Genomic DNA, 25,062 nt, shown 5'->3' with positions numbered 1-25,062 from the left:
CTTTCTCGACTCATCTACCGGTGTCATCTTCCGGGCATGCCACGCTTGCCGCGCGGCGGTCCAAATCAGGGATGCGAGTCGATGAGCAAGATCACCACCAGCGACGGCACCGAAATCTTCTACAAGGACTGGGGTCCCCGGGACGCCACCCCGATCGTCTTCCATCACGGGTGGCCATTGAGCGCGGACGACTGGGACAACCAGATGCTGTTCTTCCTGCACAAGGGGTATCGGGTGATCGCGCACGACCGGCGCGGCCATGGCCGCTCTTCCCAAACCTGGGAAGGCAATGAGATGGACACCTATGCCGCCGATGTCGCGGCGCTGGTGAAGTCGCTCGATCTGAAAGGCGCAATCCATGTCGGCCATTCGACCGGTGGCGGAGAAGTCGCGCATTATGTCGCACGCGCCGAGCCGGGGCGGGTCGCCAAGGCGGTGCTGATCGGCGCGGTGCCGCCGGTGATGGTGAAGAAGGACAGCAATCCCGAAGGGTTGCCGATCGAGGTGTTCGACGGCTTCCGCGAGGCGCTCGTCGCCAATCGCGCGCAATTCTACATCGATGTCCCCGCCGGGCCTTTCTACGGCTTCAACCGCGACGGCGCGAAGGTCAGCCAGGGGCTGATCGACAATTGGTGGCGCCAGGGGATGATGGGCGGCGCCAAGGCGCATTACGACTGCATCAAGGCGTTCAGCGAGACCGACTTCACCGACGATCTCAAGGCGCTCGATATCCCGGTGCTGGTGATGCACGGCACCGACGACCAGATCGTGCCGATCCACGACAGCGCGCTGAAGGCGATCGGCCTGCTGAAGAACGGCACGCTCAAAACCTATGAGGGCCTGCCGCATGGCCTGTGCGCCACGCATCCCGAGGTGGTGAACCCCGACCTGCTCGCCTTTATCGAAAGCTGATCTGGATCAGGCGAGCGTCACGGTCATCGCGAAGGCGCGGCGCTCGCCCGGTTCCAGCCGGAGCATCCCCGGCTTGTCCCAGATCTCGCCGGTGAACCCCGCGGGATCGGCATGGCCTTGCCATGGCTCGATACAGATGAAACGCGCGCGCGGTTTGGTCCACACCGCCAGCGTCGGCATGTCGGGGAAGCCGATCTCGATCTGCGGGCCGGCGGGCGTGCCGTAGCGGAGCGCGCGGCTCTGTGGCTCGGTCCAGACCAAGGCTTCGTCGGTGAACAGCTTATCGTGCAGCCACAAGGTGTCGCCCTCGACCGGGGTCTCGCGGTCGACCGGCCCGATCAGCTTGCCCTCGAGCCGGGCAAGCAGCTGCGGCTCTTCGCGTTCGAAGACGATGCGGTGATCCTTCTTCGCACCGCCATAGGGCAGGGGCCAGGCGAAGGCGGGATGGAAGCCGAAGCTCGCCGGCATCGCCCGGTCGCCGCGATTGACCAGCGTGACGGTCGTGGTGAGCGTCACCCCTGCGATCACGAACTCCACGTCGAGTGCGAAGGCGAAGGGATAGACGTCGCGTGTCGCCTCATCGTCGCTCAGCCGGAACCAGACGCGGTCGGCGGCGCGGTCGATCAGCGCGAACTCCCGCCGCCGGGCGAAGCCGTGCGAGGGCAGCGCATAATCGCGGCCGTCGAGCCGGTAGCTGTCGTCCTTGAGCGCGCCGACGATGGGGAAAAGCAACGGCGCGCGACCGGTCCAGAAGGCGGGGTCGCCGTCGCTCATCAGCTCGTTGCCGTGCGCGTCGCGCAGATGCGTGAGCTCGGCACCCAGCGGATTGATCGCCGCGCTGAGCGCGCCGGAGCCGATCTCGATCATCCCGCGCGGTGCACTGCGAAGCCGGCGAAGCTCTGGTTCACCGGCATCATCTCCATCGTGTTGATGTTGAGATGCGCAGGGAGTTGGGCGACCCACAGGATCATGCCCGCAATATCCTCGGCGGTCATCGGATCGGCGCCGCCATAAAGCTTGTCCGACGCTTCCTGACTGCCGGTCCGCACCAGCGTGAATTCGGTCTCGGCCATGCCCGGCTCGATCGAGGTGACGCGGACGCCGGTGCCGGCGAGGTCGCTGCGCAGGTTCAGGCTGAACTGGTGTACGAACGCCTTGGTCCCGCCGTACACATTGCCGCCGAGATAGGGGTAGGTCGCCGCGACCGAGGAGAGGTTGATGATCGCGCCGCGCCGTTCGATCAGCAGCGGGAGGAGCTTGTGGGTGATTGAGACCAAAGCGGTGACGTTGGTGTCGATCATCACCCGCCATTGGTCGAGCGAGGCGTTCTGGGCCTTTTCGGTGCCGAGCGCGAGGCCGGCATTGTTGACCAGCAGGTCAATGCCGCGGAACGCCTCGGGCAGGCTGTCGAGCGCGGCGTCGCGCGCGGCCTCGTCGCGGACGTCGAACATGGCCGGGTGGAACCTGTCGTCACCCAGCTCGGCCTTGAGTGCATCGAGCCGGTCGGCACGCCGTCCGGTTCCGATCACGCGCCAGCCCGCGGCGACGAAGGCGCGCGAGGCAGCAGCGCCAAAGCCGGAGGTCGCGCCGGTGATGAGGGCAGTGCGCATTCCGTCTACTCCATCGTCATCCCGGCCTTGTGCCGGGCTCCACCGCGCGTCAGGCGATGCGTGTCAGGTTCGAGTTCATCGCTTGCGGCACCGTGGACCCCGGCACAAGGCCGGGGTGACGGCATTGATTTAGCCGCGCAACATTGCGCCGAGCTTGGCCGCCGCGGCGACGACCTTGTCGGCCACCGCCTTGATCTCGGCATCGGTGAAGCTCTTCTCGCCCGGCTGGAGCGTGATTTCGACCGCGAGGCTCTTCTTGCCGTCCTCGACCCCGGTGCCGGTGAACAGGTCGAACAGCCGCGCCTCGGTGATCGCCGCCTTGTCCGCGCCCCTGACCGCGCGAACGAGATCGCCCGCCGCCAGTTCCGCCGGAACGATGAAGGCGAAGTCGCGCGTCACCGCCTGCAGCGCCGGCGGGGTGTAGGCGGGGCGCATGAAGCCGGTCGAACGCTTGCCCGGAATCGCATCGAGGAAGATCTCGATCGCCGCGACCGGGCCGTCGAGGTCGAACTGCTTGAGCAGCGCCGGATGCAGCATGCCGAAGGCGGCGAGCACGGTCTTCGGACCGAGCCGCAGCGTTGCCGACTGGCCGGGATGCCAGGCCTCGCCCGCTTCCCCCATCACCTGCAGGTTGCCGACCGGCGCGCCCGCGGCTTCGAGCAGCGCCAGCGCCTCGGCCTTGGCGTCATAGGCGTCGAACGGTGCGGCCTTGCCTGCCTGCCAGCCGCGCGCGCGCTTGTCGCCGGTGAGCAGCGCGGTGAGCGTCAGCTTCTCGCTGTCGGCGAGGTAGCGGCGACCGATCTCGAACAGCCGCGCGCTCGTCGCGCCGCGCTTGGCGTTGCGGCCCGCGGCCATCAGCAGCCCGGGCAGCAGCGACGGGCGCATGACCTTGAGGTCTTCGCTGATCGGGTTGGCGAGCGTCCAGGCGCCGCCGCCGACGGCGTCGGCTTCCTTCTGCGCGATGAAGCTCCACGTCACCGCTTCGTTGAACCCGCGCGCCGCGGCGGTGCGGCGCATGCGGCGCTCCAGCTTCTGCTCGGGCGTCGCGGTGGGCACCGCGACACCGGGGATGCGCGGCAGCGGGGTCGAGGGGACGTTGTCGATCCCCTCGATCCGGATCACTTCCTCGACCAGATCGGCCGGGCCGTCGACATCGCGGCGCCAGCTCGGTGCGGTGACGCGGAAGGCGTCGAAGCCCGCATCGATGCCGACCGGATCGCCATTGGCGTCGAGCGGCTCGACCGTGAAGCCGAGCGATTCGAGGATCTGCTTCTGGCGTCCGGCGGGGATGGCGAGGCCGCCCAGCGTCTCGGCCAGCACCGGATCGTAACCGGTGGTGATACCAACACGCGGCAGCGTGCCGGCGCGGGTTACTTCGCTGGCAGTACCGCCGCAGAGTTCGGTGACCAGCCGTGTGGCAATGGCGATGCCGTCCTCGAGGAAGGCGGGATCGACGCCACGCTCGAAGCGCGTGCGCGCATCCGAGGTGAGCAGCAGCTTCTGCCCGGCGCGCGCGATATGCTCGGGATCGAAGAAGGCGCATTCGATGACGACGTCGGTGGTCGTTTCCGACACGCCGGTATCCTCGCCGCCCATGATGCCGCCGATATCGTGGACGCCGGTATCGTCGGCGATCACGGTGATCGTGTCATCGAGCGTGTAGGTCTTCTCGTTGAGCGCGAGGACCTGCTCCCCGGCCTTCGCCTTGCGCACGACCAGCGCGCCCGACAGCTTCGCCCGGTCATAGACGTGAAGCGGGCGGCCGAGATCGATCATCACGTAATTGGTGATGTCGACCAGAGCCGAGATCGGGCGCTGGCCCACGGCCTTCAACCGCGCCTGCATCCATTCTGGTGAGGCACCGTTGGTCACGCCGCGCACGGTCTGGCCGTAATAAGCGGGGCAGCCCTCAGGCGCGTCGATCCGCACCTCCGGACCCGCGCCCTCGCCCTTCACCGGGGTGGCGTCGAGCGGCTTGAGCGTGCCGAGGCCTGCCGCGGCGAGGTCACGCGCGATGCCGCGCACGCCCATGCAGTCCTGGCGGTTGGGGGTGATCGAGACGTCGAACACCGGATCGTTGAGTCCGGCATAATCGGGAAAGCTGGTGCCGACCGGGGCATCTTCGGGCAGCTCGATGATACCATCATGATCGTCGCCCAGCTCAAGCTCACGCGTCGAGCACATCATCCCGTTCGATTCGACGCCGCGCACCGCCGCGACCTTGAGCACCATGCCGTTGGCGGGGACCACCGCGCCGGGCGTACCGAGGACGCCGACGAGACCGGCGCGCGCGTTGGGGGCGCCGCACACGACCTGAAGCGGCACGCCGTCGCCAGTGTCGACGGTCAGCACCTGAAGCTTGTCGGCTTGCGGGTGGCGTTCGGCGGTGAGGACGCGCGCCACGCGGAACGCCGCGAGCTTCTCGCCCGGATTCTCAATGCCCTCGACTTCGAGCCCGACACGGGTCAGCGCTTCGTCGATCTGCTCGAGCGTCGCGTCGGTGTCGAGATGCTCCTTGAGCCAGCTCAGGGTGAACTTCATGCGCCCACTCCCCCGCTCAGCGTGGGCACGTCGAGTGCCGAGAAGCCATAATGTTTGAGCCAGCGCAGATCGCCGTCGAAGAAGGCGCGCAAATCATCCATCCCGTATTTGAGCATCGCGAGGCGATCGATCCCGCAGCCGAAGGCGAAGCCCTGCCATTCGTCGGGGTCGTAGCCGCCGGCCTCGATCACCTTGCGGTGGACCATGCCGCTGCCGAGCACTTCCATCCAGCCTTCGGAGCCACCGATTACGCGCTTGCCGTTGACGATCGAGAAGCCGACATCGACCTCCGCCGACGGCTCGGTGAAGGGGAAGTAGCTCGGGCGCAGGCGCAGCACGATGTCGTTGCGCTCGAAGAATGCCTTGAGGAAGGTCTCCAGCGTCCATTTGAGGTGGCCAAGGGTGATGCCCTTGTCGATCACCAGCCCCTCGACCTGATGGAACATCGGGGTGTGGGTGGCGTCGCTGTCCGAGCGATAGGTGCGGCCCGGTGCGATGATCCGCACCGGCTTCTGCCCGCCCGCCGCCTTCATCGCGCGGATCTGCACCGGCGAGGTGTGGGTCCGCAGCACCATCGGCTGGGCATGATCGCCCGCGAGATAGAAGGTGTCGTGCATCGCGCGCGCGGGATGCGTCTCGGGAATGTTGAGCGCGGTGAAATTGTGCCAGTCGTCCTCGATCTCCGGACCGGTGGCGACCGCGAAGCCCAAATCGGCGAAGATCTCGGCCAGCTCGTCCATCACCTGGCTGACCGGATGGACGCTGCCTGCGGGCACGGTGTCGGCGGGCAGGGTCATGTCGAGCGTCTCGGCGGCGAGCTTGGCTTCGATTTGCTCTTGCTCGAGCAATTCTTTGCGATCGCTGAAGGCTGTTTCTATCCAACCTTTGGATAGGTTTGCCATCTTGAGCGGCTCCAAGCCTACCCGATCCTTATTCTTGCCGAGCGCGCGCACGAGCGACTGGTACTCGCTATTCTTTCCGGTGAGCGTAGCGTAAGTCTCTTGCAATTCACGCGTTGAACCGCTGATTGCCTGCAAAGCAGCGGTGTTGGCAGAGAAAGTCGCTAATTGAGATGCGATTTGCCTTGAGAAGCTATCTATTGGAGAGGTTGCGCTCTCAATTGCCTTGCGCGCTTCGGTCAGCGGCGCGCTAATTTCGCGAGCGACTTGCGCAAGGGCTAAGCTTTGCTTCTGTGCCGCTTGGACGGCCTTTAGCGTTTCCACAAATTGTGGTTGCTGTAGAATTTCAGCCGCCGCGCTGATTTCCGACATGCGCTCTCGCATGGCCTGCGCAGCCGCGATCGCGTTCTGGAGTGCTTCGGGGGGAAGCTTCAGATCATTAGCCATTACATATCCATTTGGTTCGCAAAGGGGCCGAACCCGAGTCTGGCGCGAAGGTCAAGCCTACACCCGATGCCCGAACAGCGCTGCGCCGAACGCTACGAAGATTCCGCCGGTGATCCGGTTGAACAGGCGCTGGCGGTTGGCCGGGGCGAGCCAGGCGGCAAGCGAGCGGCCGCCGAACGCATAGACACTGTACCAGAAGGTCTCGATCACGATGAAGCTCGCCACCAGGATCGCGAGCTGCGGCGCGAAGGGTTTACCTGTGTCGAGGAACTGCGGGAACAGCGCGCCGGCGAAGACGATCAGCTTGGGGTTGGCGAAACCGGTGCCGAGCCCGGTCGCGTACAGTGCACGCAGCGAGGGTGGGGCGGGCCTTTCGGCATTGGGGTCGCTGTCGGCGACGGGCGCGCGCCAGGCCTTGATGCCGAGCCAGACGAGATAGGCGACGCCGGCATAGCGCAGCATGTCGAACAGCATCGGCGACGCCTTGAGCAGCGCGCCAAGGCCCGCGGCAGAGGCGAACAGGCAGGTGAGGACCGCGGTCATCAGCCCGGCCATCGACGCGACCGAGCGGCGCGTGCCGTGATGGATGCTCTGGGCCATGACGTGCAGCATGTTCGGCCCCGGCGTCGCGGCGATCAGGAACACGGCGGTGACATAGAGCCACCAGGTCTGGAGCGTCATGGTCTTCTCCTTCTGTGCCGTCACTTCCCGCGGGAACGACGATGGGGCCTTTGGAAGCATCCCGAAACCAAAAAGGGCGCCGGTGTTTCCACCGGCGCCCCATTTGTTCGGTCGCTACAGATCGCCTCAGGCGGCCTGGGGCAGAGCCGCCTTCGCCTGCGCGATGATGGCGGTAAACGCCTCACCTTCGTGCATGGCGATGTCGGCCAGGACCTTCCGGTCCAGTTCGATCCCCGCCAGCTTCAGGCCATGCATGAACTGCGAATAGGTCAGGCCTTCCGCACGGACGCCGGCGTTGATGCGTTGGATCCAGAGTGCGCGGAAGCTGCGCTTCTTAACCTTGCGGTCGCGATACGCATACTGACCGGCCTTTTCGACGGCCTGGCGCGCGATGCGGATGGTGTTCTTGCGACGGCCATAATAGCCCTTCGCCTGATCCAAAATCCGCTTATGCTTCGCCTTGGTGGTTACACCGCGTTTGACACGTGCCATGGTCTATTCCTTACTTCAGGCCGTACGGCGCCCAGAGGCGCACATGGCCGGCATCAGCTTCGGACAGGACCGACGTGCCGCGGTTGGTGCGAATATACTTCGCGTTATGGCTGCTCAGGCGGTGACGCTTGCCGGCGACGCCGTGCTTCACCTTGCCCGTCGCGGTGAATTTGAAGCGCTTCTTCACACCGCTCTTGGTCTTCATCTTGGGCATTTTCGTCTCCTTTTACGCGCGACGATTACAAGACAGCCCCGGCAGCCCTAGTTAGCCGGGCGGTCCACCTGAATCGCGGAAAGGCGGGCCATTAGTTGGTTCGAGGCGGATTTGCAACCGCCAGCGGCACCGGCCCGCTCCCCACCTTGCAATGTTGGAATTCGGCTGCTTGGCTGGCGCGGGCCGCCGATCCGGCCGCGCTCTTTGACAGGACAGGTTAGCATGCGGTGCGAGGATTCGCGCGAAACCACGATCGTGCCGGCCTTGCGCGCGCGTGGCAGTGTGACTTTTGGGACGTTCCGCGCTCAGTGCCCGCGACAGGCGAGCGCTTCGATCAGCTCCTCGATTCGCGCCGGGTCGCCCGCGGCGATCACCTCGCCGTTGCTCCCCGCGTGGAGCGGGTCGCCCTGCCAGTCGCACATGCGCCCGCCGGCGCCTTCGACCACCGGCACGAGTGCGGCGAAATCGTGGAGCTTGAGCCCGGCCTCGATCACCAGGTCGAGATGGCCCGAGGCGACGAGGCCGTAATTATAGCAGTCGCCGCCGAGCACCGTGCTCAGCACCGTCGAATCGACATGCTCGAACGCGTGGAGCTGGCCGTCGGTGAACAAGGCGGGTGAGGTGGTGGCGAGCAGCGCCTTCGACAGCTCGCGACAGGTGCGGGCATGCGCGGGCTTGCCGTTGAACAAAGTCTCGCGGCCGGTGACACCCAGCCAGCGCTCCTTGATGATCGGCTGGTCGATGATGCCGAGCACGGGCCAGCCATCTTCGAGCAATGCGATCAGCGTGCCGAAGATCGGGCGCCCGGCGATGAAGCTGCGCGTGCCGTCGATCGGGTCGAGCACCCAAATGCGGCCGCTGGCGCCTTCGCGGTCGTCCTCTTCTTCGCCGATGATGCCGTCCATCGGACGCTCGGCGATGATCAGGCGTCGCATGGCCGCTTCGGCCGCCTTGTCGGCGAGCGTCACCGGCGAGGAATCGTCCTTGGATTCAAGGCCGTACTCGGCGCGGAAATAGGGGCGGATCGCCGCGCCCGCCGCATCGGCTAGGCGTCCGGCAAGGTCGATATCGGCTTGGCTGACTGGCATGGCCTTCGCCTAGCCGGGGACCGACGGCTCCGCCAGTCCCCTCTGCCAGCCCGTGTCAGAAGGGGAACCAGCGGCTCTTTTCGCTGAACTTCATATAGCCGACATTGGCGCCCAGCCGCCAGCCGACGCCGAGCCGCACCGGGATCAGCACGACGTCGCCGCGACGCAGGTAGCTGGCGGAGAAGCCGCCGACGAAATAGACGCGGCCCTCGCCGGCGGGGAAGCGCTTGTAGAGCTCCTGACTGTCATAGAGGTTGTAGACCAGCACGAACACCTTGGCGGCGTCGCCGCCGATATCGAAGCCGACCGACGGCCCGGTCCAGAACACTTTGCGCTCACCCTCGACCGCATGGACCATCTGGCCTGAGCCATAGCGCAGCCCCACGACGAACGCGCCCGATCCTTCGCTCCCGGCGATGTAAGCGTTGGGCTCGCCCTGATCCTTGAGAATGTCCTCGATCAGCCCGGCAAGACCGCTCGCGCCCTTGCCGAACACCCCTTCGGCCGCGGCGACGACGCGCACCCGGTCGAAGGTCGTGGGTGATTCGGGTTTGGCAAGGCCGCTGGCGGTTGCGGGGGCAGTTGTGGCCGTCGGCTGCTGCTGACCCGATGCGGTGTCGGCGGGCGGCGGGCCATAATCGGAGCCGGGATCGACGGGTTCGTCCACAGGCTGGTTGGCCGGCGGAGTCTGTGTCTGTGCGGGGCGCGGCTGGTTGAGATCAGCGTCGATCGCACTGTCGGGGTCGACCGAACGAATCTGCGCAGCCGCAGGCGCCAGGGCGAGCGAGGGTGCCGCCAGTGCCAGTGTGAGCCAGATCAACGCGCGTCGCATGGTAAATTCTCCCGCCATAATGCCCTTAGAATCCGCTGGTGGTGTCACGGCAATGAACCGGCGATGACCCGAGTCGATTTCGCGTCCACCCGAGTCGATCCGGGGATGAGTCGAATGCGAAAAAGCCCCGTTGATCGCCCGCGCACTGCTCGCTATAGCCCCCGCTTCGCCGCTGGGCACCGGAGACGTGGGTGAGTGGCTGAAACCAACGCTTTGCTAAAGCGTCGTACGGGGAACCGTACCGAGGGTTCGAATCCCTCCGTCTCCGCCACCTGATAACTCAAGCCCATCCAGAACGCCCAGAAAAGCCCGGTGTGTCCGGGTCGTGCGCGCGAATTTTGCATTGCAGCATTATATTCAAGTCATTGATTCTACGCTTGAATACCAGAAATCGTGCGATTTCTGTCGTTCCGGCAACAAGCGGGACAGGCCTAATTCAGCCGGGGGTGACCAGATGCCCCCTCAATCTGAAAAGGAGCCCAGAATGTACTTCCCCCGCCATGCCGGCGCCGTCTCGATCGCCATGGCCGCGATGCTTGCAGCGAACACTGCCCACGCAGCTCCCCCGTCCGCGAAGGGCGCCCCCGCGCTCGGTGCGTCGCATTGGGATCTGGTCGAGTGGAGTGGGCGCGACCTTCCCGAAGGCAAGCCGTTGCGCCTCGACTTCGACGCCAAGACCGGGCGATTTTCGAGCAGCACCGGCTGCAATCGCACCGGCGGCGGTTTCAAGGTCAAGGGTGGCACGATCCGCTTCGGTGACAAGAAGGGCGGTTTCGCCAGCACGCTGATGGCGTGTCCGCAGCCCGCGATGGCGACCGAGCGCGCTTATGTCGACCGGCTCGGCGCAGTCACACGCTACACGCTCAAGGGCGACCAGCTCGTCCTCCGAACTGCCAAGGGCGCGACGCTGACCTATCAGGCCGCGCACAAGCCCGCCGCCGATGCGCCGCGCAAATTCATCTATGTCTCAGCCGAGACCAGGCCGTGCACTGGCGTGGCCCCGATGACCTGCCTGCAGGTGCGCGAGAAGGAAAGCGATCCGTGGCAGCTCCACTATTTCGGCATCGCCGATTTCGAGCCGCAGCCGGGGATCGAGTATCGCCTGCGCATCATCGAGGAGAAGGTGAAGAACCCGCCTGCGGACGCATCATCGATCCGCTGGACCCTCGATCAGGTGATCGAGCAGCGCGTGGTCAAGCCGTAACCCGGACCGGGGCGCCGCATGTGCGCCCCGGAACCCCTGTCGTGCGCCTCAATCGCAACGCACCGCTTCCGCCTGCTCAATCCGTCGCGTCAACGACCGTATCGCTGCCGGACAGCTGCTGCTCCAGCCAGGGGTTGAGGTCCGCGTCGATCACCAGATGGACGCGCGCGCTCGCGCCGGGATTGTCGACGCGGTGTGGGTCGGACAGCCTGAGATACCAGACCTCGCCCGGAAGCATCGGCGCCGCACGGCCGTTGACGTAGAAGCGCACTTGCGGGTTCGTCAGGATCGGTACGTGCAGCCGGACGCGCCCTTCCTCGGCGCAAAGCCCGGGGTCGCTATGTTCGAGGATCGATGCCCCCGGCCCGAGCCGCATGAGCCGCACGCTGTTGAGGGGGCAGTCGAACGCGGCCAGCACCTCGCGGAAATAGGGGGTCTGGCGCAGTGGCGGCGCATCGACGCATTCCACGCCGGCATGCGCAGTAATCATCAGGATCGGATGCTCGGCACCGCGCGCGGCGCGCAGCGGAATCGCGCCCCATTCACCCGAATAATTCTGTCGGACGAAGTGCGGCGTCCATGCCTCTCCGCCAACGGATTCGAGATCGGCGGCGAGCCTGCATGGATCGAAAGCGAGTGGAAGCCTCAGCCGATCAGGGAATTCCTTGGAGTTGTCGATCATGTACATGGGGCGATCATGCATGCGGGGGGCTGAGTGACAAGCGGGTTCGACATCTTCCGGCAAGCGGTTCTTGCCGACGACCGGCTTCAGGCTGAGCTCGACAGCACGGTCCATCCGGACGCGTTCGTGCTGCGCGCGCAGCAAGCCGCGCAAGCCCTGGGACTCGACGTCCACAGCGATGCGCTCCGCCCCCGGTCGCGCGGACCAGTGGCGCTGCCTGGCGATAGCTGGGCGCCGAACGGCTGGCTTCCTGTCGCATTAATCGAGCATGCGGGCGGGGGGGCGGTCGATTGGGCTCGGTTCGGCGACGTACCAGCCGACACGAGCTTCTATTCCGATGCGGTAGCGTCGGCGAGTTACCGGCCATTCAATCGCGTGATTCGGCATGCGACGACGCTCGAGGCGTTCGTCGCAGCTGCTCCGGCTCAGCCTGCTGCGCCACTGGCTGGTCTGGTCTTTCACATGTCGCGCTGCGGTTCGACGCTGGTCGCGCAGATGCTGGGCGCGCTGGATGCGGCGATCTCGCTGTCGGAACCGGGGCCGCTGGATGCTGTCGTCCGGTTTGCGCTCACCCGACCCGATATTCCGCAGGAGCGGCATGTTGCCCTGATGCGCGCGATGGTTGCCGCGCTGACCCGGCCCCGTAGCGGCGAGCGGCGCAGCTTCATCAAGCTCGACAGCTGGCACATCCTCGCGCTGCCGCTGTTCCGTGCGGCCTTCCCTTCGGTGCCCTGGATTTATCTGTTCCGCGATCCGGCTGAGGTGTTGGTGTCGCACCTTCGCATGCGCGGCTATCAGACCGTTCCCGATCACGTGCCGGATGGTCTTTACGGTGCGGTCGACGAGGCTTCATCCGGACCTGAAGCGCAATGCGCCAGCATTCTGGCGTGCTATCATGGCGCTGCGATCGAGGCTCTGGCGAGCGGGGATGGAATCGCAGTCGACTATGCCGATCTGCCGGCTGCGTTCGAACGCCGGATCCTGCCACATCTCGGTTTGAGCTTGTCGGATTCGGAGCGCGTGCAGGTGACGGGGCGTGCGGCGCGTGATGCGAAATTCCCCGATTCGGGGTTCGTGCCGGACGGCCAAACCAAACAGAGTGAGGCCTCGGCTGCGATTCGTGACGCTGTGACGGTGCATCTTGTACGTCCCCACGCGGCGCTGTGCGGCCTCTCGACCCGATAACGAAACACCGCGCCCTACGAGCCGCCAGTCCGCCACAGCATCGGAATATGCAGCCCGTCCTCGCTGGGCCGTTCCACGAATCCCATTCGGGCGTAGAGGGTCCGGGCGCGCGGATTGTTGACCGCGACATGCAGCGCGATGCTGCTGGCCCCGGCACCGGTGGCCTGCGCCTGTGCCCAGCGGATGAGTGTGGTCCCGATGCCCTGGCCACGTGTGCCGGGCGCCAGCAGGATATCGATCAGCCGCCATTCCTGTGGCGAGCGATCAAGGTAGAAGCGACCGGCGGGTGCCGCGCCGGTATCACAGACGATCCAGAAATCGGCGCGTCGGAAGTGGCGGACAAAGTGGTTGTGTTGCAGGCGGAATTGCTCGTCGAGAAAGGCCCGCTTCTCCGCGGTGCTCCAGGGCACGAGCAGCAGCTCTGCGTTGCGAAGGCCGGCATACAGGCGCGCGAGTAGCGGGAGATCGCTGTTGGTCGCGGAGCGAAGCGTGATGGCGCGGGCAGCGAGCCGCGCGTCGCCGGGCGGGGCGGGCCGCGCGTTCGGGAACGGGCGCAATGTCGCTTCTGCCACCGTCACCATTCCCTCTGGTCCACAACGCGATCGATCATGGCCGCTTCACAACCGGGTTGTCACCGGGCAATCCGCAGCGCTAGCGTGCCGTGTACGGGTGGGGAGGAATTTCATGTATTTGTTGACGCCGGAAGATTTCGAGCCGTGGGTCGGACGCAAGGTTCGGATCAACACTTTGCCCAATCCGGTGGAGATCACGCTGGCCCGCATCGAGCGCGGGCGGCCATTGATCGGCATCGATACACGCCTGCCCTTCTCGCTCTTTTTCGATGCGCCGCTCGAGGTCTATCTGATGAATGCCTCGTACGAGATGGATTGCGGCAAGGGCGGCCCGCACGACATCATGATCAGCCAGCTGGTGCCCTCGGCCACCGCGCGCCACTATCAAGCGGTCTTTTCCTGACCGGCAGGCCGGGTTGCGGCCCGGCCCATGAAAAGCTCGGCCGCGTCACTGCTTATGCAGTGCGCGGCCGAACCCTTTCTGCCGAATTTCGGCTCAGTTCCGTGACGGGAACACGCCTTCGAGGGCGATGTTGGTCTGAATGCCGAGATAGGGCTGCATCAGCGATGACGGCTGGCTGCCACCATTGTTGCCGACGGTCACGGTGCCGCCGCCACCGCCGCCGCCCGTGATGTTCAGGCCGCCCAGATTGACCGGCGTGGTGCCCGCCTGGCCGGCCGGCACGTAGAAGGTCGGTGCGACGCTGCCCGATGAATCATTGGCAACGCCAAGGAACGAGCCCGCGGCCGGTGCCGCAGTCTCTGCGGAGAGCGCGCCGGTCATCGCCTGAAGCGTGCCGGCTACCGGGGTGCCGCCGGTCGGTGTGAAGGTGGCCGGGTGGTTGTGGATTGGCATCTGCGCGATGGTGAGAACCTGGCTGTTCACACCGCCGAGCTCGCCTATGACGATCGGCGTGAGTCCCGGGCCGTTGCCCTGACCGACGAAAACGCGACCCCGTGAGTCGGGGAGGCCGAACGTGCTCTGGCCGTTGCCACCGAAGTTCGTGCCAAGCAGCGCGAACAGCGCGGAATTCTGTGTGATCGAGATGAGCTGACCCTGGCACGGCGCCCAACCGCGCGGTGCAAAGGTGAAGCCAACTTGCATGATCTGACCAACAAAAGGTTCTGACATTCTACCCCTCCCACTTTGAAGTGGGACGGATCGTAACTCAAAAATCGTAACGTGTCCCGTCCATGTTTCCAAATCAGATCAGAATCATCTGTAACATCCGATATGGTGCAATTATTGATGAACGAAGGGTTGACCTATTCGAAGTCGGCGCGTGGGCACAAGATTGCGCGCATCTGAATTTATATGCATAATGCGGCAGATTTTTACGATTTCGCCTCATTTGCCGAGTTATCGCATGTAAATGAGGATGTCGCGGTCAAGGGGGATGCTTGCCGCTTCGTCGTGAATCGAGTGCAAAGAATGTGCCGGATGAAGATCCGCTGCGCTGACGTCGGGGTCGGGGGAATATGAAGCAGCTTATCACGCCAATGGCGGCCCGTGCGGGGAACGTGGCGCGTGTCGGGTCCGGAGGACGCGCGGCGTCGCGTACCTCGGGGTCGCGATGGCTCGCGGAGCTGATGAAGCTGCTTCCCGATCTTGGTTCGCTGTCGAGCAGCGTTCGCGGCAAGGCGCACGCTCTCGTGCTTACGCTGTCGGGAATCCTCTTCCTGCTCACGCCGATGGCTGCCCATGCCGCAGATGGCGATGGCTGCAACTATCTCAGGAACAATCCAAGTTTCTACGACAACGCCAGCTATAACGTCAGCAGCAGCGGGCCGGCGGTCCTCATCAATCAGGCACCGTTCGGAAATCAAACCGGCGTCGTCAATTTCGCGGCGGGGACTGAGGTCTACTACGCGTACACGGTTTCCAATTCCGCGGTGAACGCGCGTCTGAATCGCGCGCCTCTTGCGGGTGTCGCCACTGTCTTTGTGGATACCAACACCAGTGGCAGCGGCTCCATAACCTTGCCAGTGGACACTCGTTTCATGGCGGCGTCGGCCTATGTGCCGGGTGCCGGTTCCGGTACGGTGACCTGGACGATCTATTGTGCGGTCCGGACCACTCAGGCGGTGGCTTCGGCCACGGGCACCGTGAACACGGCGATGAACTTTACGCCGGTCACGGCGGCCTTCGGCTACGGGACCTATGCCTATGCGCTGAGCGGCGGCACGCTCCCCAGCGGCATGACGTTCAACACGAGCACCGGGGCCGTCAGCGGCACGCCGACTGCCGCGCTCGCCGCGACCAATTTTACCGTCACCGTAAGCCACCAGGGGACGGGCACGTCGTCCAAGAACTTCCAGCTGACGGTGAGCCCGCCGCCGCCCACCGTGACCTCCGTCTCGCCCACTGCTGGCCCGACCGGGGGCGGCACGAGTGTGATGATCAACGGCACCGGTTTCTCGACGGCGGACCCGACGGGCGCCGTCAAGTTCGGCGCCGCGAACGCGAATTACACGATCCTCAGCAACACGCAGATCTCCGCGACCTCGCCCGCGAACTCCGCGGGGACGTACGACATCACGGTGACGACGCCGGGCGGCACCAGCGCGACCAGCGCCGCGGATCAGTTCACCTATATTACGGCGCCGACGGTCACGTCGGTTTCGCCCACTGCCGGCCCGACCGGGGGCGGGGCGACGGTGACGATCACCGGCACCGGCTTTGCGGCGGCGCCAGGCACGGGCGCGGTGAAATTCGGCGCGACCAACGCGACTTATACGATCAACAGCAACACCCAGATCACCGCGACCTCGCCCGCCGGCAGCGCAGGTACAGTCGACATCACCGTCACCACGCCCGGCGGCACCAGCGCGACCAGCGCCGCGGATCAGTTCACCTATATCACGGCGCCGACGGTCACGTCGGTCTCGCCCACGGCTGGCCCGACCAGCGGCGGTACCACGGTGACGATCACCGGTACCGGCTTCGGGGCGGCGCCCGGAACGGGCGCGGTGAAGTTCGGCGCGACGAACGCGACTTATACGATCAACAGCAACAGTCAGATCACCGCGACCTCGCCCGCGAATTCCGCGGGCACGTACGACATCACGGTCGCCACGCCCGGTGGCACCAGCGCGACCAGCGCGGCCGATCAGTTCAGCTATATCGCCCCGCCGGTCGCCAGCTCGTTCACGGCGTCGGCGGTGGCCTATGACGCCGCCGGAGTGAACTTCAGCGTTGCCGGTCATGCGACGAACAGCCCGACCAATTTCGCGGTCGGCTCGGCTACGACCGCCCAGGGTGGGTCGGTCTCGATCGACAGCGCCGGGCTGGTGACCTATTCGGCACCGACCGGGTTCCGCGGGAACGACAGCTTCACCTTCACCGCGACCAATCTGGGTGGAACGTCGGCGCCAGCGACGACCACGGTTCCCGTGAGCAATCCGACGCTGTCCTCCTCGCTTGCCGGCGGCAGCGGGACGCGTGGCCAGGTGCTGTCCGGGACACAGATCAACACCACCGGTGGCCGGGCGACCTATAGCTGCGGCACGGTGCCCGCATCGGGTTCGCTGCCTGCGGGAACGGCGATCAACGCCGACTGCACGATCACCGGGACTCCGGCGGCGAGCGGCACGTTCAACTTCACCGCCACCGTCACCGACAGCTCGCTCGGCACCGGTCCCTTCACTCAGGCGACGGGCGCGCTGTCGGTGACGATCGCGGCACCGACAATCACCCTGTCCCCCGCCTCCGGCGCGCTCCCGGGTGGGACGGTCGGCACCGGCTATTCGCAGAGCGTCACGGCGAACGGTGGTACGGCCACCTATAGTTATGCGCGGACGCTGGGCACGCTGCCCACCGGACTGACCCTGTCGGGCGGCACATTGTCGGGCACGCCGACCGCCACCGGCACCTTCAACTTCGATATCACGGCAACCGACAGCTCGACCGCGGGCAGCGGCGGACCTTACACCCGGACCCAGTCGTACAGCATCACCGTGGTCCAGGGCGGCCAGACGATCACCTTCGGCCCGCTGTCCGACGCTTCGCTTTCGGCGTCGCCGCTGACCCTTTCGGCAACGGCGTCGTCGACCCTGACGGTCAGCTTCGCTTCGACCACCACGAGCATCTGCACCGTTTCGGGCACCACGCTCACCCTGCTTCAGACGGGCACCTGCTCGATCACCGCCAGCCAGGCCGGTGACGGCAACTGGAACGCCGCGCCCGACGTCGTCCAGAGCTTCACCGTGACTCCGGCGACCCTGACGATCAACGCTGCCGCCGCTTCGGGTCTCCAGGTCGGCGCCAGCTATAGCCAGGCCAACACCGCCGCGGGCGGTCTCGCTCCCTATACCTATACGCTCAACGCCGGTGCGTTCGTACCGGGCACGACGCTCAGCGGCACGACCGGTGTCGTCTCGGGCACACCGACCGTCGCGGGCACCTTCTCCTATATTGTCCGGGTGAGCGACTCGCAGGGGCCGCCCCGCACGGCGGACACCGGAGTCACCACGGTCACGATCGCCAAGGGCAACCAGACGATCAGCTTTACCTCGACTGCGCCGGCCGCGTCGGTGGGTGGCGCCGCCTATGCCGTGACCGCCACGGCCTCTTCGGGCCTGACGCCAGTCCTCTCGATCGACGCCGGTTCGGCCGCGATCTGCACGCTCTCCGGCGGCTCGGTGACGTTCCAATCGTCCGGCACCTGCCTCATCAACGCCAACCAGGCGGGCGACTCCAACTGGAACGCCGCCGCGCAGGTCCAGCAGAGCGTCACCGTCGGCGCAGCGAGCGCCATCACCACCTCGGTCAGCTTCTCGACCGCGTCGCTGGGTGTCGGCCAGACCGGCACCGCGACGATCACCTTCACCAATCCCAATGCTTCGGTCTCGCCCAACATCGCGCCGCTGTTTAGCGGCTCGGCGCTGGTCAGCCGCGGTACGCTGGGCGGCAGTTGCGGCGCCAGCGGCTCGGATAGCGGTGCGAACTTCCAGTTCAACGGCTTCAGCATTCCCTCGGGCAGCTGCACCGTCACGATCGGCTATACCGGCACCACGGCGGGTTCGACCGCCGGGTTCTCGCTCGGCGCCTTCACCCCGAGCGGCTACCCGACGACGTCGGCTGCGCCGAGCGGCAGCTTCGCCGTCGTCCCGACTGTGACCGGCGTCGCACCGCCTTCGGGTCCGGTCAGTCAGGTCGTGACCGTCAGCGGCACCGGCTTCAGCACGACGCCGGGCAACAACACGGTAACCTTCGGCTCGGCGGGCAACGGTACAGTAACCGCGGCGAGCGCGACCTCGCTCACCGTCACCGCGCCGGCCGCAGGCTCGGGCGCGCAGGCCGTGACGGTCACCGTCAACGGGCAGACCAGCACGACCTCGGCAACCTTCAACTTCATCGACAAGCCGATCGCGGCGAACAAGCCCGGCGTGGCGGTGCCCTATAACAGCAGCGGCACCGCGATCGATCTTTCGGCCTCGATTACTGGCGGTCCGCACAGCAGCATCGCAATCGGCACGGCACCCGCGCATGGCACGACCACCATTGCGGGCGACGTGGTGACCTATACGCCGACAGCCGGCTATTTCGGTGCGGACAGCTTCACCTATACGGCGACCGGCCCGGGCGGCACGTCGAACATCGCGACGGTGAGCCTGACGGTGGCAACGCCGACAGCACCAACGGCCGCCGACACGAGCGCCGCGATCCCTTATAACAGCTCAGGTACCGCGATCGATCTCGCGCCGTCGATTGGGGGGGTCTATTCGAGCGTCGCGATCGGCACGGCACCGGCGCACGGTACGGTGAGCATTGCCGGTACTGTGGTCACCTACACGCCGACCACCAACTATTTCGGTGCGGACAGCTTCACCTATACGGCGACCGGCCCGGGCGGCACATCCGTGCCCGCAACCGTGACTCTGACCGTGGCAAATCCGCCCGCACCGGTTGCGGCCAACCGCAGCGGCGTGGCGGTGCCCTATGCGAGCACGGGTACGGCGATTGACCTGACCAGCTCGATCACGGGCGTTCACACCAGCATCGCGGTGGCGAGCGCACCTGCGAATGGCACCGTGACGGTTGCCGGCAATGTCGTGACCTACACGCCGAATGCGACCTACTTCGGCGCGGATAGCTTCACCTATACGGCGACGGGTCCGGGCGGCACGTCCGCACCTGCGACGGTTAGTCTGACCGTGGCAACGCCGGCCGCGCCGGTTGCGGCCAACCTCAGCGGCGTCGCGGTGCCCTATGCGGGTAGCGGAACGGCGATCGATCTGACCAGCTCGATCAGCGGCGTGCACACCAGCATCGCGGTGGCGAGCGCACCTGCGCACGGCACGGTGACGGTAAGCGGTAATGTGGTGACCTACACGCCATCGGCGACGTACTTCGGTGCGGACAGCTTCACCTACACGGCGACCGGCCCGGGCGGCACCTCGGCGCCTGCGACGGTGGGCCTCACTGTTGCGACACCGGCTGCACCGGTTGCGGCTAATCGCAGCGGCGTCGCAATACCCTATGCGAGCACGGGTACGGCGATCGACCTGACCAGCTCGATCAGCGGCGTTCACACCAGCATCGCGGTGGCGAGCGCACCTGCGAATGGCACCGTGACGGTTGCCGGCAATGTCGTGACCTACACGCCGAATGCGACCTACTTCGGCGCGGATAGCTTCACCTATACGGCGACGGGTCCGGGCGGCACGTCCGCACCTGCGACGGTTAGTCTGACCGTGGCAACGCCGGCCGCGCCGGTTGCGGCCAACCTCAGCGGCGTCGCGGTGCCCTATGCGGGTAGCGGAACGGCGATCGATCTGACCAGCTCGATCAGCGGCGTGCACACCAGCATCGCGGTGGCGAGCGCGCCAGCGCACGGCACGGTGACGGTTGCGGGCAATGTGGTGACCTACACGCCATCGGCGACGTACTTCGGTGCGGACAGCTTCACCTACACGGCGACGGGACCGGGCGGCACTTCGGCGCCCGCGACGGTGAGCCTGACCGTGGCGACGCCCGGGGCGCCGACCGTGGCGAACCGCAGCGGCGTAGTGGTGCCCTATGCGAGCACGGGCACGGCGATTGACCTGACCAGCTCGATCAGCGGCGTGCACACCAGCATTGCGATGGCGAGCGCACCCGCGCACGGCACGGTGACGGTGAGCGGCAATGTGATGACCTACACGCCATCGGCGACGTACTTCGGTGCGGACAGCTTCACCTACACGGCGACCGGTCCGGGCGGCACGTCGGCGCCCGCGACCGTGAGCATGACCGTGGCGACCCCGCCGGCACCGACCGCTGCCGATCGCAGTGGCGTGGCGGTGCCGTATGCGGGCAGCGGGACGGCGATTGACCTGACCAGTTCGATCACGGGTGTCCACACCAGTATCGCGGTGGCGAGCGCACCCGCGCATGGCACGGTGACAGTGGCGGGCAACGTCGTCACCTACACGCCTGCAGCGACCTACTTCGGTGCAGACAGCTTCACCTATACGGCGACGGGTCCGGGCGGCACGTCGGCGCCCGCGACGGTGAACCTGACCGTTGCCGTGCCTCCGGCGCCGACCGTTGCCGATCGCAGCGGCGTGGCAGTGCCCTATGCGGGCAGCGGGACGGCGATTGACCTGACCAGCTCGATCACGGGTGTCCACACCAGTATCGCTATCGCGACTGCGCCTGCGCACGGCACAGCGACGGTGAGCGGCAACGTCGTTACCTACACGCCGTCGGCCACGTACTTCGGTGCGGACAGCTTCACCTACACCGCGACAGGTCCGGGCGGCACGTCGGCGCCCGCGACGGTGAGCATGACTGTGGCGAACCCGCCTGCGCCGACCGCTGCCAGCCGCAGCGGCGTCTCGGTGGCGTATAACAGCCCCGGCACGACGATCGATCTGACCAGTTCGATCACGGGCGTCCATACGGGCATCGCCATCACCACCGCGCCCACGCATGGCACGGCGACTGTGAGCGGGAACGTCGTCACCTATATCCCGACCGCTGGCTATTATGGCGCGGACAGCTTCGCCTACACGGCAACCGGACCCGGAGGCACTTCAGCGCCTGCGACGGTAAGCATGGTGGTGGCCAACCCGCCTGCGCCGGTTGCGGCGCCGGGTACGGGTACCGTAACCGGCAACACGGCTGTGACGAACAACAGTGTTGCGATCGATCTCTCGGCGCTGGTCAGCGGCGTCTCCAGCTCGATCCAGATCGCCACCCAGCCTGCGCACGGCACGGTGACGCTGAGTGCGGGAGCGCCCTATGTCGCCACCTACAAGCCGGCGGTGAACTATTCAGGTGCCGACAGCTTCACCTTCGTCGCCGTCGGCCCGGGCGGAACCTCGACGCCGGGAACCGTGACGATAACGGTGGTCGGCGCCGTGCCGGTGGCGCTGCCCAAGACCGCGACTACAGGGGATGGCCAGATCGTTTCGGTGATGCTGACCGATGGCGCCAACGGCGGGCCGTTCACCGGCGCTAATGTGGTGAGCGTATCGCCCGCCGGCTCGGTCGTCACGACGATCGTCGCGGCCGGCAACGGGACCTATCGCCTCGATGCGACGCCGAACAACCGCTTCGGCGGGACGATCGTCGTCACCTATACGCTGAGCAACGCCTTCGGCACGTCAGCGCCGTCGACGGTCACGCTCACCGTGCAGGCGCGTCCTGATCCGCGCAGCGACCCGGTCGTGGGTGCGATCAGCGACGCTCAGGCTGAGACGGCGCGGCGCTTTGCGCGCGCACAGGTGTCGAACTTCATGCGGCGGGCCGAACAGCTCCACAATGATGGTGGCGGCAACGGGTCGGCGATGGGGATCACCCTCAATTCGCGCGACGGGACGGGGGCAATGGACCAGTTCGACGATTCGACCTGGGGGCTGATGATCACCGACCGGATGCGCAGGTCGAGCGAGGACCCGGCGATCGGGCGCGTCGCCAATGACCTGCGCTCGCCGCTCTCGCGGCCGGACAGGCTGGGTGATGGCCGCATGCTCGCCACGTCCGGTGGCGCGTTCGGAGAGCCTTTGCCTGGTCAGGGTGCCCGCAAGGTGGGTGAAGCCGAGGCACCTGGCTCGGGATTTGTGGACGAAGACGGCAAACGCCGGAACGGTTCGGTTGCCCTTTGGGCAGGCGGCGCGATCGAAATAGGCACGCGCAACGAGACTACCGACCGCAGCAAGATCACCGCGACTACGGCTGGTCTGAGCGGCGGCGCGGACATCAAGCTCGCGGACGGGGTCGTCGTTGGTGTGGGCGGCGGCTATGGCAACGACCTGAGCCGGATCGGCACTGCGGCGCAGGTCCGTGGTACCAGCTCGCTCTTCGCGGCCTATGCCAGCATCCTACCCGTCGACGGGCTCTTCATCGACGGCATGCTCGGTCGCGGTCAGCTCGATTTCAGCACGCGGCGTTTCGTCCTGGCGGTGAATTCGGAAGCGCGCGGGAGCCGCGATGGCAGCTACACGGTCGCCGCGCTCTCGCTCGGTATCGACCGTGGCGAAGGCCCGCTGCAATGGTCGATCTACGGCCGGGGCGAGTATCTCGATGCGGATCTCAATGCCTATGCCGAGAGCGGTGCGGGACGCTACAATCTGCGCTTCGACGCGCGGGAAGTGCGTTCGGTGGTCGGAACGGTGGGCGGGCGCATCCAGTATCGCCAGAAGGTGAGCTTTGGTTCGATCACGCCGCGCCTGCGGGCCGAATGGAACCACGAGTTCGCCGATATCGATCCGCAGTGGCTCGATTATGCTGATATCCCCGGCGCGGCATTCTACTCGCTGTCCGGCAATGGCTGGTCGCGCGAGCAGATCCAGCTGAACCTGGGAACTCGGTTCGACCTCCTCGCCAGCCGCTGGTCGCTCGACTTCGAGACCGGTTGGCGCGGTGGCCAGGGTGGCCAAGCAGGAACGCTGCAACTGCGCGTGTCGCGCCGGTTCTAGACGGGAGCCGGGACCGGATACCGGGCGGGCTGCTTTCTCTAAGAAGCAGCCCTGCGCCGGCGTCCGGTCCCGTGTTAACCGACCTGACCGGTCCGCGGGGTTCTAGAGGCTGGCGACCACGCCTTCGCGCTCATTGTCCCAGATCATGCTCATGACTTTCCAGCCATCCGCGTCCTTGTAGAGCTGGATCGAGTTGATCCCGCGCCGGTCGAGATCGGCGGAGTCGGGTGAGCGACGTGCTTCGTAGATGCTCCAGACATGCGCCATATTGCCGAAGACATTGATACGACGTGCGGTCTCGATCTCGTAGAAATCATTCACCGCGAAATAGGGGGTGGTATCGGCTGCATAGGCCTCTCGACCCATGATCTTGATCGCGGGGCTTCCGTCCGGTTCGACCCAGGTCCGCATCTGGCGGCTCTCGTCGTGGAAGATCGCGGTTTGGCGCGACCAGTCGCGCGGCCCTGCGGGGCCTGAGATCACGTCGTAGAGTTCGTCCAGCACCTTTCCGATTTCGGTCTCGTCTGCGCTCATTCCGGTCTCTCCGCTGTTTGTGATTCATCCACTGTAGGACGCGGCTGGCTGGTTGCCGATAGCGCTTGCGCGCCAAGCGACTCGCAATCGTCATCGCTTGCTGGCATCCGGGGCGCGATGCGTTCCTTGCTGCTGATCCCGCTCGCCCTAACCGCTGTGCCCGCGCTGGCGCAGGTCCGCGCCGTGCCCACTCAGCCCGCGACCGAGCGCGACGCGCTGCGCGGGGTCGAGGTGATCCTGCTCAACGAAGGGGTGGCGCCGGTGCCCGCCGAGGGGCCGCGCCAGATCGAGGTGACCGCGGTCGACGGTACGCGGATGATGCTCGAGCGCCTGCCTGCACCCGCCGCGACGATTGCACCCGGCGGCTTTGCCAAGGCGCGTTACGTCCCCGTTGCCTATGCCGCGCGTCCGGCACCCACGACTGCCGGTGCGCTTCCGCCGGGTGTGGGGAGCGCCTATCCGGCTGACGCGCGCGCTGCTGCGGTTGCCGCAAGCGCCGATATCGATGGCGAGACCGAGGTGCGGCGTTCGGCGGGAACCTCCTCTGGCCTCCTCGCGCGCTTCACGCCGCACGAGCCCATCTATGGCGCGTTCGGGCCGGGCGATTCGGGGACGAAGCTTCAGTTCAGTTTCGCCTTTCAGCCCTTTCGTAGCGAAAGCCCGCTCAGCGGGTTCAAATTCGCCTATACCCAGACGATGTTCTGGCGGCTCGACCTGCCGTCGGGGCCGTTCGAGCACACGACCTATTCGCCTGAGGTCTTCTACGAAAAGGCGATCGACGACACCGCGATGTTCGGAATCGGCTGGCGCCACGATTCGAACGGCGAGGGGCCGGCGACCTCGATCGATTCGAATCGTATCTTCGCGCGCTTCACCAAGGCGTTCGACCTCGGCGATGGCTGGCGCGCCGAGGTGACCCCGCAGGCGTGGATCTATGTCGGCAAGCAGGGGGTGGCGCCCGATCTCGACCGCTATTGGGGTAATGGCTCGTTGGGGCTGACATTGCTCAAGCCCGACAGTCTCAAGCTCAGCCTCAACGTGCGTGGCAGCCCCAGTGGCGGGCGCGGCGCTGCCGAGCTGTTCGCCTCCTATCCGCTTGCGGACCTCGGCGGTGGGTTCGGCATCTATCTGTTCGGACAGGGCTTCACCGGCTTCGGCGAGGCGCTCGATGACTATCGCCGCCGCGATACGCATGGTCGACTTGGAATTTCGCTCACGCGCTGACCTTGGCGCGGAACCGTGGGAGGCGCATAAGCGCCGCAA

Annotated in this window: 19 protein-coding genes and 1 tRNA gene; 7 read left to right on the top strand and 13 right to left on the bottom strand. The window is 66.1% G+C overall.

What is annotated here, in order from left to right:
• The first annotated feature begins 81 nt into the window (after positions 1-81).
• A complete protein-coding gene (locus AC07NK_RS01900; RefSeq protein ID WP_495168868.1) occupies positions 82-912 on the top strand; it encodes an alpha/beta fold hydrolase in 831 nt (276 codons plus the stop codon).
• Positions 913-918: 6 nt separating this feature from the next.
• Here the strand turns inward: AC07NK_RS01900 and AC07NK_RS01895 are convergent, their stop codons facing one another.
• From AC07NK_RS01895 to AC07NK_RS01855, 9 genes are all read right to left on the bottom strand, one after another.
• On the bottom strand, positions 919-1,779 hold the full coding sequence (locus AC07NK_RS01895) for an aldose 1-epimerase family protein (RefSeq protein WP_495168867.1): 861 nt from the start codon (positions 1,777-1,779) through the stop codon (positions 919-921).
• Positions 1,776-2,522: an SDR family NAD(P)-dependent oxidoreductase gene (locus AC07NK_RS01890; protein ID WP_495168866.1), complete on the bottom strand. Its 747-nt coding sequence runs from the start codon at positions 2,520-2,522 to the stop codon at positions 1,776-1,778. Before AC07NK_RS01890 ends, AC07NK_RS01895 begins: the two co-directional genes overlap by 4 nt.
• Positions 2,523-2,651: 129 nt before the next feature.
• Entirely contained in the window at positions 2,652-5,063 is a 2,412-nt protein-coding gene (gene pheT / locus AC07NK_RS01885) for a phenylalanine--tRNA ligase subunit beta (RefSeq protein ID WP_495168865.1), read from the bottom strand.
• On the bottom strand, positions 5,060-6,142 hold the full coding sequence (gene pheS / locus AC07NK_RS01880; RefSeq protein ID WP_495169616.1) for a phenylalanine--tRNA ligase subunit alpha: 1,083 nt from the start codon (positions 6,140-6,142) through the stop codon (positions 5,060-5,062). The genes pheT and pheS overlap by 4 nt, the downstream gene beginning before the upstream one ends.
• Positions 6,143-6,466: 324 nt before the next feature.
• Positions 6,467-7,090: a LysE family translocator gene (locus AC07NK_RS01875; RefSeq protein ID WP_495168864.1), complete on the bottom strand. Its 624-nt coding sequence runs from the start codon at positions 7,088-7,090 to the stop codon at positions 6,467-6,469.
• A 126-nt stretch (positions 7,091-7,216) separates the two neighbouring features.
• Positions 7,217-7,582 carry a 50S ribosomal protein L20 gene (rplT, locus tag AC07NK_RS01870; RefSeq protein WP_145848216.1) on the bottom strand — a complete coding sequence of 122 codons (366 nt, stop codon included), beginning with the start codon at positions 7,580-7,582 and terminating at the stop codon, positions 7,217-7,219.
• Between the two features lie 10 nt (positions 7,583-7,592).
• Positions 7,593-7,796, bottom strand: coding sequence for a 50S ribosomal protein L35 (gene rpmI / locus AC07NK_RS01865; RefSeq protein ID WP_066581118.1), 204 nt, complete (start codon positions 7,794-7,796; stop codon positions 7,593-7,595).
• Positions 7,797-8,101: 305 nt separating this feature from the next.
• Entirely contained in the window at positions 8,102-8,884 is a 783-nt protein-coding gene (gene hisN, locus AC07NK_RS01860; RefSeq protein ID WP_495168863.1) for a histidinol-phosphatase, read from the bottom strand.
• A gap of 55 nt (positions 8,885-8,939) precedes the next feature.
• On the bottom strand, positions 8,940-9,716 hold the full coding sequence (locus tag AC07NK_RS01855) for a DUF1134 domain-containing protein (protein ID WP_495168862.1): 777 nt from the start codon (positions 9,714-9,716) through the stop codon (positions 8,940-8,942).
• 181 nt (positions 9,717-9,897) lie between these two features.
• Here AC07NK_RS01855 and AC07NK_RS01850 point away from each other — a divergent pair.
• Positions 9,898-9,987 (top strand) — tRNA-Ser (locus tag AC07NK_RS01850).
• Positions 9,988-10,200: 213 nt separating this feature from the next.
• Entirely contained in the window at positions 10,201-10,920 is a 720-nt protein-coding gene (locus AC07NK_RS01845; protein WP_495168861.1) for a DUF4377 domain-containing protein, read from the top strand.
• Between the two features lie 76 nt (positions 10,921-10,996).
• On the opposite strand, the gene AC07NK_RS01840 is transcribed toward AC07NK_RS01845, so the two are convergent.
• A complete protein-coding gene (locus tag AC07NK_RS01840; RefSeq protein ID WP_495168860.1) occupies positions 10,997-11,608 on the bottom strand; it encodes an aspartyl/asparaginyl beta-hydroxylase domain-containing protein in 612 nt (203 codons plus the stop codon).
• Between the two features lie 27 nt (positions 11,609-11,635).
• Here AC07NK_RS01840 and AC07NK_RS01835 point away from each other — a divergent pair, with 27 nt between their 5' ends.
• Entirely contained in the window at positions 11,636-12,787 is a 1,152-nt protein-coding gene (locus tag AC07NK_RS01835; protein WP_495168859.1) for a sulfotransferase family protein, read from the top strand.
• 14 nt (positions 12,788-12,801) lie between these two features.
• Here the strand turns inward: AC07NK_RS01835 and AC07NK_RS01830 are convergent, their stop codons facing one another.
• The gene (locus AC07NK_RS01830; RefSeq protein ID WP_495168858.1) at positions 12,802-13,368 is read right to left on the bottom strand and encodes a GNAT family N-acetyltransferase; all 567 of its coding nucleotides are present in this window, start codon (positions 13,366-13,368) and stop codon (positions 12,802-12,804) included.
• Between the two features lie 103 nt (positions 13,369-13,471).
• Here AC07NK_RS01830 and AC07NK_RS01825 point away from each other — a divergent pair, with 103 nt between their 5' ends.
• The gene (locus AC07NK_RS01825) at positions 13,472-13,762 is read left to right on the top strand and encodes a DUF6916 family protein (RefSeq protein WP_495168857.1); all 291 of its coding nucleotides are present in this window, start codon (positions 13,472-13,474) and stop codon (positions 13,760-13,762) included.
• A gap of 93 nt (positions 13,763-13,855) precedes the next feature.
• Here the strand turns inward: AC07NK_RS01825 and AC07NK_RS01820 are convergent, their stop codons facing one another.
• Entirely contained in the window at positions 13,856-14,491 is a 636-nt protein-coding gene (locus AC07NK_RS01820) for a phage tail protein (protein ID WP_495168856.1), read from the bottom strand.
• A 458-nt stretch (positions 14,492-14,949) separates the two neighbouring features.
• Here AC07NK_RS01820 and AC07NK_RS01815 point away from each other — a divergent pair, with 458 nt between their 5' ends.
• Positions 14,950-23,265 carry an Ig-like domain-containing protein gene (locus AC07NK_RS01815; protein ID WP_495168855.1) on the top strand — a complete coding sequence of 2,772 codons (8,316 nt, stop codon included), beginning with the start codon at positions 14,950-14,952 and terminating at the stop codon, positions 23,263-23,265.
• 102 nt (positions 23,266-23,367) lie between these two features.
• Here AC07NK_RS01815 and AC07NK_RS01810 read toward each other — a convergent pair whose 3' ends face one another.
• Positions 23,368-23,799 carry a hypothetical protein gene (locus AC07NK_RS01810; protein ID WP_495168854.1) on the bottom strand — a complete coding sequence of 144 codons (432 nt, stop codon included), beginning with the start codon at positions 23,797-23,799 and terminating at the stop codon, positions 23,368-23,370.
• Positions 23,800-23,916: 117 nt separating this feature from the next.
• On the opposite strand from AC07NK_RS01810, the gene AC07NK_RS01805 reads away from it, so the two are divergent.
• Complete coding sequence (locus AC07NK_RS01805; RefSeq protein ID WP_495168853.1) at positions 23,917-25,023, top strand: phospholipase A; 1,107 nt, start codon at positions 23,917-23,919, stop codon at positions 25,021-25,023.
• The last annotated feature ends 39 nt before the right edge of the window (positions 25,024-25,062 follow it).

It is taken from the genome of Sphingomonas sp. GW821-FHT09B04 (assembly GCF_059418285.1).
Note: the sequence above shows the minus strand (reverse complement) of the source record. Positions and strands in the feature narration are given on the sequence as shown.

What these genes read in the sequence shown, in the direction of transcription:
- AC07NK_RS01900 (WP_495168868.1), top strand. Translation starts at nt 82, where the DNA reads ATGAGCAAGATCACCACCAGCGACGGCACCGAAATCTTCTACAAGGAC.
- AC07NK_RS01895 (WP_495168867.1), bottom strand. Translation starts at nt 1,779, where the DNA reads ATGATCGAGATCGGCTCCGGCGCGCTCAGCGCGGCGATCAATCCGCTG.
- AC07NK_RS01890 (WP_495168866.1), bottom strand. Translation starts at nt 2,522, where the DNA reads ATGCGCACTGCCCTCATCACCGGCGCGACCTCCGGCTTTGGCGCTGCT.
- pheT (WP_495168865.1), bottom strand. Translation starts at nt 5,063, where the DNA reads ATGAAGTTCACCCTGAGCTGGCTCAAGGAGCATCTCGACACCGACGCG.
- AC07NK_RS01875 (WP_495168864.1), bottom strand. Translation starts at nt 7,090, where the DNA reads ATGACGCTCCAGACCTGGTGGCTCTATGTCACCGCCGTGTTCCTGATC.
- rplT (WP_145848216.1), bottom strand. Translation starts at nt 7,582, where the DNA reads ATGGCACGTGTCAAACGCGGTGTAACCACCAAGGCGAAGCATAAGCGG.
- rpmI (WP_066581118.1), bottom strand. Translation starts at nt 7,796, where the DNA reads ATGCCCAAGATGAAGACCAAGAGCGGTGTGAAGAAGCGCTTCAAATTC.
- hisN (WP_495168863.1), bottom strand. Translation starts at nt 8,884, where the DNA reads ATGCCAGTCAGCCAAGCCGATATCGACCTTGCCGGACGCCTAGCCGAT.
- AC07NK_RS01855 (WP_495168862.1), bottom strand. Translation starts at nt 9,716, where the DNA reads ATGCGACGCGCGTTGATCTGGCTCACACTGGCACTGGCGGCACCCTCG.
- AC07NK_RS01845 (WP_495168861.1), top strand. Translation starts at nt 10,201, where the DNA reads ATGTACTTCCCCCGCCATGCCGGCGCCGTCTCGATCGCCATGGCCGCG.
- AC07NK_RS01840 (WP_495168860.1), bottom strand. Translation starts at nt 11,608, where the DNA reads ATGTACATGATCGACAACTCCAAGGAATTCCCTGATCGGCTGAGGCTT.
- AC07NK_RS01830 (WP_495168858.1), bottom strand. Translation starts at nt 13,368, where the DNA reads ATGGTGACGGTGGCAGAAGCGACATTGCGCCCGTTCCCGAACGCGCGG.
- AC07NK_RS01825 (WP_495168857.1), top strand. Translation starts at nt 13,472, where the DNA reads ATGTATTTGTTGACGCCGGAAGATTTCGAGCCGTGGGTCGGACGCAAG.
- AC07NK_RS01820 (WP_495168856.1), bottom strand. Translation starts at nt 14,491, where the DNA reads ATGTCAGAACCTTTTGTTGGTCAGATCATGCAAGTTGGCTTCACCTTT.
- AC07NK_RS01815 (WP_495168855.1), top strand. Translation starts at nt 14,950, where the DNA reads ATGAAGCTGCTTCCCGATCTTGGTTCGCTGTCGAGCAGCGTTCGCGGC.
- AC07NK_RS01810 (WP_495168854.1), bottom strand. Translation starts at nt 23,799, where the DNA reads ATGAGCGCAGACGAGACCGAAATCGGAAAGGTGCTGGACGAACTCTAC.
- AC07NK_RS01805 (WP_495168853.1), top strand. Translation starts at nt 23,917, where the DNA reads ATGCGTTCCTTGCTGCTGATCCCGCTCGCCCTAACCGCTGTGCCCGCG.